Here is a 7,019-nt window from a genome sequence, read left to right on the forward strand (position 1 = left end):
CCACCGGCCGCTCAGCGGGCCGGCAGCACCCGCGCGAGGAAGTCCAGGGCGCGGTCCATACCACCGGCGTCGCGCAGATCGTCGTGCCCGGCCTCGAGCAGCTGGACCTCGTGGCGGGTGCCGTGCTGCGCGAAATCGGCCAGCAGCCCGAGCGTGAGCGGTAGCGGGATGACGGCGTCGTACGTTCCGTGCACCACCAGGATGGGATCCTGATAGCCGCTGACCGGGATCCCCATGTACCCGCGCATCGCGGCCGCGAATTCCGGGTCGCCGAGCGGGCGGGCGAGCAGGTCGCCGATCTTGGTCGTCGCCAGCATCGCCCCGGCACGCGCGCTGCAGCGCGTGGTGAGCCCGGCGACGAAGTTCTCCCCGGCGGGGCTGAGGTAGGCGTCGACATCGACGTCGAGTTCCGCTCCGGTCATCCCGGCCAGCACCATCGGCACGGCGCGCCCGGTGAAACCCGGCAACTCCGGCTGGCCGGGACGCGAGCGCAGGAAGATCGACTCCAGATTCACCGCCGGAGCCAGGGCGGCGGTCCCGCGGAAATCGAGTTCGGGAGCATAGGCCGGGGCGAGATGACCGGTCCCGAGCGCGGCATGCCCGCCCTGGGACGCGCCGGCGACCGCCCAGCTCGGGGACAGTCCGGCGAACGCGGCGCGCGCGGCGCGGACGGCATCGACAGTGGCGGTGGCCTCGGTGCTCGTTTGCAGGTAGGGGTGCGGTCCCGGTGAACCGGGGCTCAGGCCGATGTAGTCGGGAGCGACAACCGCATAGCCCGCGTCGTTGAGCCGCGATACCGCCGGACCGGACTCGTGTTCCAACGACTCGGAACCGGTGAGCCCGCATTCCTGGCCCACCCCGGAGGTACTGTGATCCCACGCGACGACCCGCCATCCGTCCGCGGGTGGCGTTCCGCCGGGCAGCCGGACCACGGCCTCGGCCTGGACGAGTTCCCCGCCCGGCCCGGTGGTGACGTACTCGATCCGGTGGACGCCGCCGAGGCCACCCCACTCCCGGCTCAACGGTTCGTCCGCCAGCAGTTTTCCCGGATACCAGGCCGTATCGGCCTGGGCTGCCGCCGGACCGGCGCAGCACGCCGCGACGAAGATCAGTACCCCCAGCATTGCCCGGACAACGTGTCGCATCCCTCTCCTCTGCCAGCTGGCATCGGCTCGGCCACGGAGATCGAACTCTCCGTGGCCGCAGCGCTCCGCCGAGCAGCCGGGCACAGTCCAGTACGGGGCCGGTGGCCCGGGGCGCGCCCGATGTCAGCGGGTCGGTGGCGCGATTTTCCAGTGCCGTTCGAGCGCTCCCGCTATATCGGGCAGAACGGTCACCGGGACTCGCTTGATCCGCAATATGTTCCGTATCTGGTTGATCTGTTCCCGCTTACGCAGATCATATGCACCGGAAACCGGACCATTTACCGGCGGAATCGAGAGCAGCACGAGCTCGCTGTGAGTTTCCTCCCCCTCGGTCAGGTCGAGTGCCAGCGCCCACCGCGCCTGGTCGTCGAGCCCGAACCTGCCCGCGACCACCCGTTCCCAGTCGATATCGGTGACCGACCACGGGGTGCGGCGATGGATGGCGTTTTCGGTCAGCACCACCGCGTCACGTTTGAACAGGGCGACCAGAGCGGCCACCGCGAGCACCGCGCCGAGCGCCATCCCGGTGACGATCCGGCTCACGCCGAACAGCCACACCGTCGGAACCGTCACCGCCGCGACCACCACGATCGCGGCCAGGCTGTAGCCCACGATTCGTTCCGTGGGTACCACACCCGCGTGCACCCTGTGCATACCGACTCCGTTTCACCCCGCGAACTGGTGTTGCAGGCCACACCGTACCGGACCATCGGTGCACCGCCCGCGGGCAGCGAAGTGGTGCGGTATCGGCGGGTGCTCCCGGGTGTGCGGAGTGCGGGGTCGGCGGCGGGCTCAGCGCAGCGCTACGACGGCTTCGGCGGAGTAGACGTGGAAGGTCATGCTCTGCTGGAAGTAGAGCTGTACGGATTCGGCGTCGTGGGACAGGTAGCCGATGGACAGATCCTGGCCGAGGGTGAGGTCGAAATCGCCGCCACGGGTCGTCAGCACGAACGCGCCGTCGATCGCGGGCGCCCAGATGATCTCGCCTTCCGGTACCAGGCGCTCCAGATGGGTGCGCAACGGATGACCGTGGTTGGAGGTCTCGCTGACCTTCGTGTAGAGGTCCGCGCTGAGCAGTACGGAATAGGGGCCGTCGACACCGGCCAGCCGCAGCTGGCTCACCGCCAGCGCGATCACCTCGGGCACGCCGAACACATCGTCGGGTAGCGCGATCTCCTTGTTCGACGAACCCTCGCGCATGCCGGTGATCCCGGCGGCCGCGTAGCCCTCGAATACGGACCGGTCCTCGGCGAAGGCGATATTGCGGGCAGCGTCCTTGACCGGGTCGAGGTCGGTGTCCTGGGCGCCGCGCTCCACATTGTCGAGTTCCACCCGGGAGAGGGTGAACGGCACCCGCAGTTCGACCAGCGGCGCCACCACGCGCTGCCGGGCCTGCACACCCTCGTGCGGCGCGGTGATCGGGGTGGTACGCCCGAGGCCCCGCGCCGAATAGTCGGTACCGTGCGGACCGGACAGATCGACCACGCGGCGCCCGGCGTTGTGACGTTTGAAGGTCCGGGAGGCCTCTTCCTCGATGACCGACCAGGCCGCGTCCGTGATCGGGGCGAGTTCGCGATGCAGATTGTTCATACGGTCCTACTCCTTTTCAACGTGCCGATACCGAGGGAACCGTCCGCGGCCCGCGGGGAGACCGGCTCGGGTTCCGGGGGCTCGACCGGTTCCGCCGCTGCCGCCTCGGCGGGCGCGGCGGGCAGGTCGTCGAAGAAGTTCTGCGGCGGGACGAAGAACAGTGTGCCGGTTACCGCGGTGGAGAAATCGAGTATCCGGTCGTGGGTGGCCCGATCGGTGCCGAGGAACATCCGTTCGAGCATGATCTCGGTGGTCCGGGGTGTCGCCGAATAGCCGACGAAATACGTGCCGAACTCACCCTCGCGGATACTGCCGAAGGGCATGTTCGCGCGCAGGATCTCCCGTTCGGTGCCGTCCGGCTCGATCACCTGGTTCACCGCGATATGCGAATCCGGCGGCTTGATGTCCTCGTCGAGTTCGAAATCCTCGAGTTTGGTCCGCCCGATGACCAATTCCTGTTCCTGCACGGGTAGCGCCCGCCACGAGGTGAGATCGTGCAGATACTTCTGCACGATCACGTAGCTGCCGCAGGTGAAATCGGGGTCCTCGTCCCCGATCAGCGCGGCCACCCCGGCATCGGAATCCGGTAGCGCACCCTCCGGGTTCTCGGTCCCGTCGACGAAACCGAGCAGATCGCGCTGCTCGAAGTACCGGAAACCCACCGTTTCGTCGACGACCGTGCCCACCCCGGACAGCCGGTCCCCGATGGCCATGGCGAGTTCGAAGCACGCGTCGTGCGCCTGGGCCCGGATATGGAAGATCAGATCCCCCGGGGTGGCGGGGGCCCGATGCAGCGGACCCTCGTATCCGGGGAATTCGTGGAGTTCGGCCGGCCGCGGGCCGCCGAACAGCCGATCCCAGGCGGCCGACCCGATACCGGTGACGCAGCCCAGCCCGGACCCGGGCAGCCGGAATCCGATCGCGCGGCGCAGACCGGGCAGGTCGGCGAGCAGATCCCGGACCGCGTCCTCGCCGCCCGGATCGAAAGTGGCGACGAGAAAATGCGCGGCCGGGGTGAGCGGTTCGAGAATCGGCTGCGGCTGCCCCATGATCGCCAACATTACCGCCGAACCGGCGGTGCACCGGGAAACAGGTCGGTTACTTCGCGACCGTCAGCAGAAAGGCCACATCGTCGATCGCCCGCACGCTGTGCCGGGCCCTGGGCACCACCAGCAGATCACCGGCGGAACCCTTCCATTCGTTCTCGCCGCTGTGCAGGGTGAGGGTGCCGCTGAGGACCAGCAGCGTGGCCTCACCCTGGTTGTCGTGTTCGGCCAGGCTCTGCCCCGCGCACAGCCCGACCACCGTATGCCGTAGCGAATTCGCGTGGCCGCCGTAGATGGTCTGGGAACTCCGGCCGCTGGTGACCGTCGCGGCCAGCTTCAACTGCTGCCGGGCGACCGCTGTCAGCGATTTCTTGTCCATGGGACCGCCTTCCGCCTCCGCGTCCCCGCGACCGGGCTGGTGATCGCGGGTCGTTACGCCGAGTATGCCCGACCGGCGCGCGGCATTCCGGCGTTTCCCGCCGACTGTGCCCCTATTGCCACCTGCGCGGACACACCGGCCTCCCGATCCGCGGGGGCCCGTACGGGCCCGGTCGGATGCCGTGGGCGCATCCGGGCGAGACGATGATCCGCCCGGCCGGTCGGCCGGGCGGATCATGTCCGTGAGCTCAGGCGAGGCCGTCGAGCCTGGCCAGCAGCACCGGCGCGATCACCGCGAACGCCTCGGCCGTCGTCATCTCCTCGTGCGTGACCGGTACCCCGTATTCGGCGACCTCGCCCGCCACATACGGCCGCCAGTCCTCCGCCCGGGGACCGGCCTGGTCCATACCGGCCGTCACCTCGGCCCGGAAGAAATCGACGCTGCCCTGATAGGCCGGCGGGTCGTAGCCGGCGATCAATTCCGCGGACCGTACCGCCGTCCGGTACACCGTCCGCAGCCGATCCACCGGAAGCCGCACCAGCTCCGGCGGGATCAGCTCGTGCAGCCGGGCGAGTTCCGCGTCACCGAGTTCGCCGACGGCCCGGCCGGTCTCCTCGGTGACGATGCCCTCGGCCTGGAGCGCGGCCCGCAGTATCGACTCGAAGGCGCCGGGGTCGACCCCGGGGTGACTGTCCAGCATCGCCAGCATTTCGACCCGGTCGCCGGCCTCCTGCATCCGGGTCGCGATCGCGTGTGCCAGGACACCGCCGAGCGACCAGCCGAGCAATCGGTACGGGCCCGCGGGCTGGATCCGCCGGATCTCGGACAGATAGCGGTCCGCGATATCGGTCAGCGTGGCGGGATCGTAATCGGCCTCGGAGTACGCCGGCGACTGCAGACCGTAGATCGGCTGCTCTGCCGGCAGCAACCGGGCGAGCCCGGTGAAGCTCCAGGCCAGCCCGTCCCTGGCGTGGATGGCGAAGATCGGGGTCGCCGATCCGGTCTCCCGGATCGGCAGCACCACGCGCAGCGCGGCCTCGGCCAGGCTCTCGGCATCGGCGGGTTCGGCGAGCCGGGCGGCGAGACCGCCGACGGTCGCGTCGGTGAACAACCACTGCACGCTCGGATCGACACCGGTCTCGGCACCGAGCCGGGCCACGACCTTGGTCGCGAGCAGCGAGTTACCGCCGAGGGCGAAGAACGAATCGTCCACACCGACCCGGTCCACACCCAGGACCTCGGCGAAGACCTCGGCGACGGTGTGTTCCAGGGGGCTGCGGGGGGCACGGAAATCCGCCGCACCGGCGAATACCGGTTCGGGCAGGGCGCGGCGGTCCAGTTTCCCGGCGGGGGTCAGCGGGATCTCGTCGAGCACCGTGATCGAGGCCGGAACCATATGCGCCGGCAACCGCTGCCCGAGGGATTCGCGCAATTCGGCGATATCGACCGAACGGCCCGGCGCGGCCACCACATACGACGCCAGCGAGGTCACGCCCGCGGCATTCGTGTGACCGATGGTGACCGCGAAGTCGACGGACTCGTCCGCGGTGAGCGCGGCGTCGATCTCACCGAGTTCGATGCGGAAACCACGCACCTTCACCTGGAAATCGTTACGGCCGACATACTCCACGGCCGGGTCACCGGCCGCGTCGCGACGCCAGCGCACGATGTCACCGGTGCGATACAGGCGCGAACCCGGCCCACCGTGCGGATCGGCCACGAACCGTTCGGCGGTCAGACCGGCACGGGCGTGATAGCCCCGCGCCAGCTGGATACCACCCACATACAGCTCACCCGCGACGCCCTCGGGCACCGGCTGCAACCGATCATCGAGGACCAGTGCCCGCATACCGCGGACGGGTCCACCGATGGTCACCGGATCCCCCGGACGCAAGCGGCCACTGATATTCGTGGCGATCGTCGCCTCGGTCGGACCGTAGGCATTGTGGAAACGACGCTCCACACCGCCTCGATGCCGGCCGTCGAGCCCGGCCCCCTCCGCGACCTGCGGCGTGACCGACCACCGGGCGACAAGGTCCGCCGAAATGGCCTCACCACCGGCGATGATCACTTCCATACCCGCAAGATCAGCCGGATCCAGCGACGCCAAAACAGACGGCGTGATCAAACCGACCGTCACCCGCTCACGGGCAATCAGCTCACCCAGCTCGGCACCACCATAAGTACCGGTCGGCACCACGACCAGCGCACCCGCCGACCCAACAGCCAGCAACAGCTCGAGAATCGAGGCGTCGAACGACGGCGACGCGAACGCCAACGCCCGCGAACCCGGCGTCAACCGGTACCGCTCGACCTGCTCGGCACTGAAGTTCGCCAAACCGGCATGCGACACCACCACACCCTTTGGCAGACCCGTGGACCCGGAGGTGTAGATGACATACGCCGTATTCGCGGGAGTCAGCGGCCGCACCCGATCCACATCCGTGACGGGATCGTCGGAGAAACCCTCCGCGATCAGCTCGTCCAGCACGATCCAGTCCACCGAATCCGGCAGATCGCCTCGCACCGACGACACCGTGACACCCACCGGCGCACCCGAATCGGTGAGCATATGGGCGATCCGGTCCGCCGGATACGTCGGGTCGATCGGCAGGAACGCCCCACCCGACTTCGACACCGCCCACTCCGCCAGCACCGAATCCGCCGACCGCGGCACCGCCACCGCCACCAGATCCTCGGCACCGATACCCGTCGCGATCAGGGCACGCGCCAGACGGTTGGACCGCAGATCGAACTCACCGTAGGAATGCCGCACACCGTCGAACACCACCGCGGGCGCGGCCGGATCGACCGCCACCGCCGCCGCGATCAAATCGGGCAACGTCCCCGCGGGCACCG

Annotated in this window: 6 protein-coding genes; all 6 read right to left on the reverse strand. The window is 69.0% G+C overall.

Annotated elements, in window-relative coordinates; all coding sequences use genetic code 11:
- Positions 1-11: 11 nt before the first annotated feature.
- Positions 12-1,145 (reverse strand): lipase family protein, encoded by a 1,134-nt coding sequence (locus ACWDU1_RS08425; protein WP_449996762.1) that lies wholly within the window; start codon positions 1,143-1,145, stop codon positions 12-14.
- Between the two features lie 123 nt (positions 1,146-1,268).
- Positions 1,269-1,799, reverse strand: a complete 531-nt coding sequence (locus tag ACWDU1_RS08430) for a hypothetical protein (protein WP_449996764.1) — start codon at positions 1,797-1,799, stop codon at positions 1,269-1,271.
- Positions 1,800-1,937: 138 nt separating this feature from the next.
- On the reverse strand, positions 1,938-2,735 hold the full coding sequence (locus ACWDU1_RS08435; RefSeq protein ID WP_449996766.1) for a family 1 encapsulin nanocompartment shell protein: 798 nt from the start codon (positions 2,733-2,735) through the stop codon (positions 1,938-1,940).
- Entirely contained in the window at positions 2,732-3,784 is a 1,053-nt protein-coding gene (locus ACWDU1_RS08440) for a Dyp-type peroxidase (protein ID WP_449996768.1), read from the reverse strand. Before ACWDU1_RS08440 ends, ACWDU1_RS08435 begins: the two co-directional genes overlap by 4 nt.
- 49 nt (positions 3,785-3,833) lie before the next feature.
- A complete protein-coding gene (locus ACWDU1_RS08445) occupies positions 3,834-4,160 on the reverse strand; it encodes a cupin domain-containing protein (RefSeq protein WP_449996769.1) in 327 nt (108 codons plus the stop codon).
- Between the two features lie 247 nt (positions 4,161-4,407).
- The coding region (locus ACWDU1_RS08450) for an amino acid adenylation domain-containing protein (RefSeq protein ID WP_449996770.1) at positions 4,408-7,019 on the reverse strand (2,612 nt) is incomplete at its 5' end.

It is taken from the genome of Nocardia sp. NPDC003345, assembly GCF_053589395.1.

What these genes read in the sequence shown, in the direction of transcription:
- ACWDU1_RS08425 (WP_449996762.1), bottom strand. Translation starts at nt 1,145, where the DNA reads ATGCGACACGTTGTCCGGGCAATGCTGGGGGTACTGATCTTCGTCGCG.
- ACWDU1_RS08430 (WP_449996764.1), bottom strand. Translation starts at nt 1,799, where the DNA reads ATGCACAGGGTGCACGCGGGTGTGGTACCCACGGAACGAATCGTGGGC.
- ACWDU1_RS08435 (WP_449996766.1), bottom strand. Translation starts at nt 2,735, where the DNA reads ATGAACAATCTGCATCGCGAACTCGCCCCGATCACGGACGCGGCCTGG.
- ACWDU1_RS08440 (WP_449996768.1), bottom strand. Translation starts at nt 3,784, where the DNA reads ATGGGGCAGCCGCAGCCGATTCTCGAACCGCTCACCCCGGCCGCGCAT.
- ACWDU1_RS08445 (WP_449996769.1), bottom strand. Translation starts at nt 4,160, where the DNA reads ATGGACAAGAAATCGCTGACAGCGGTCGCCCGGCAGCAGTTGAAGCTG.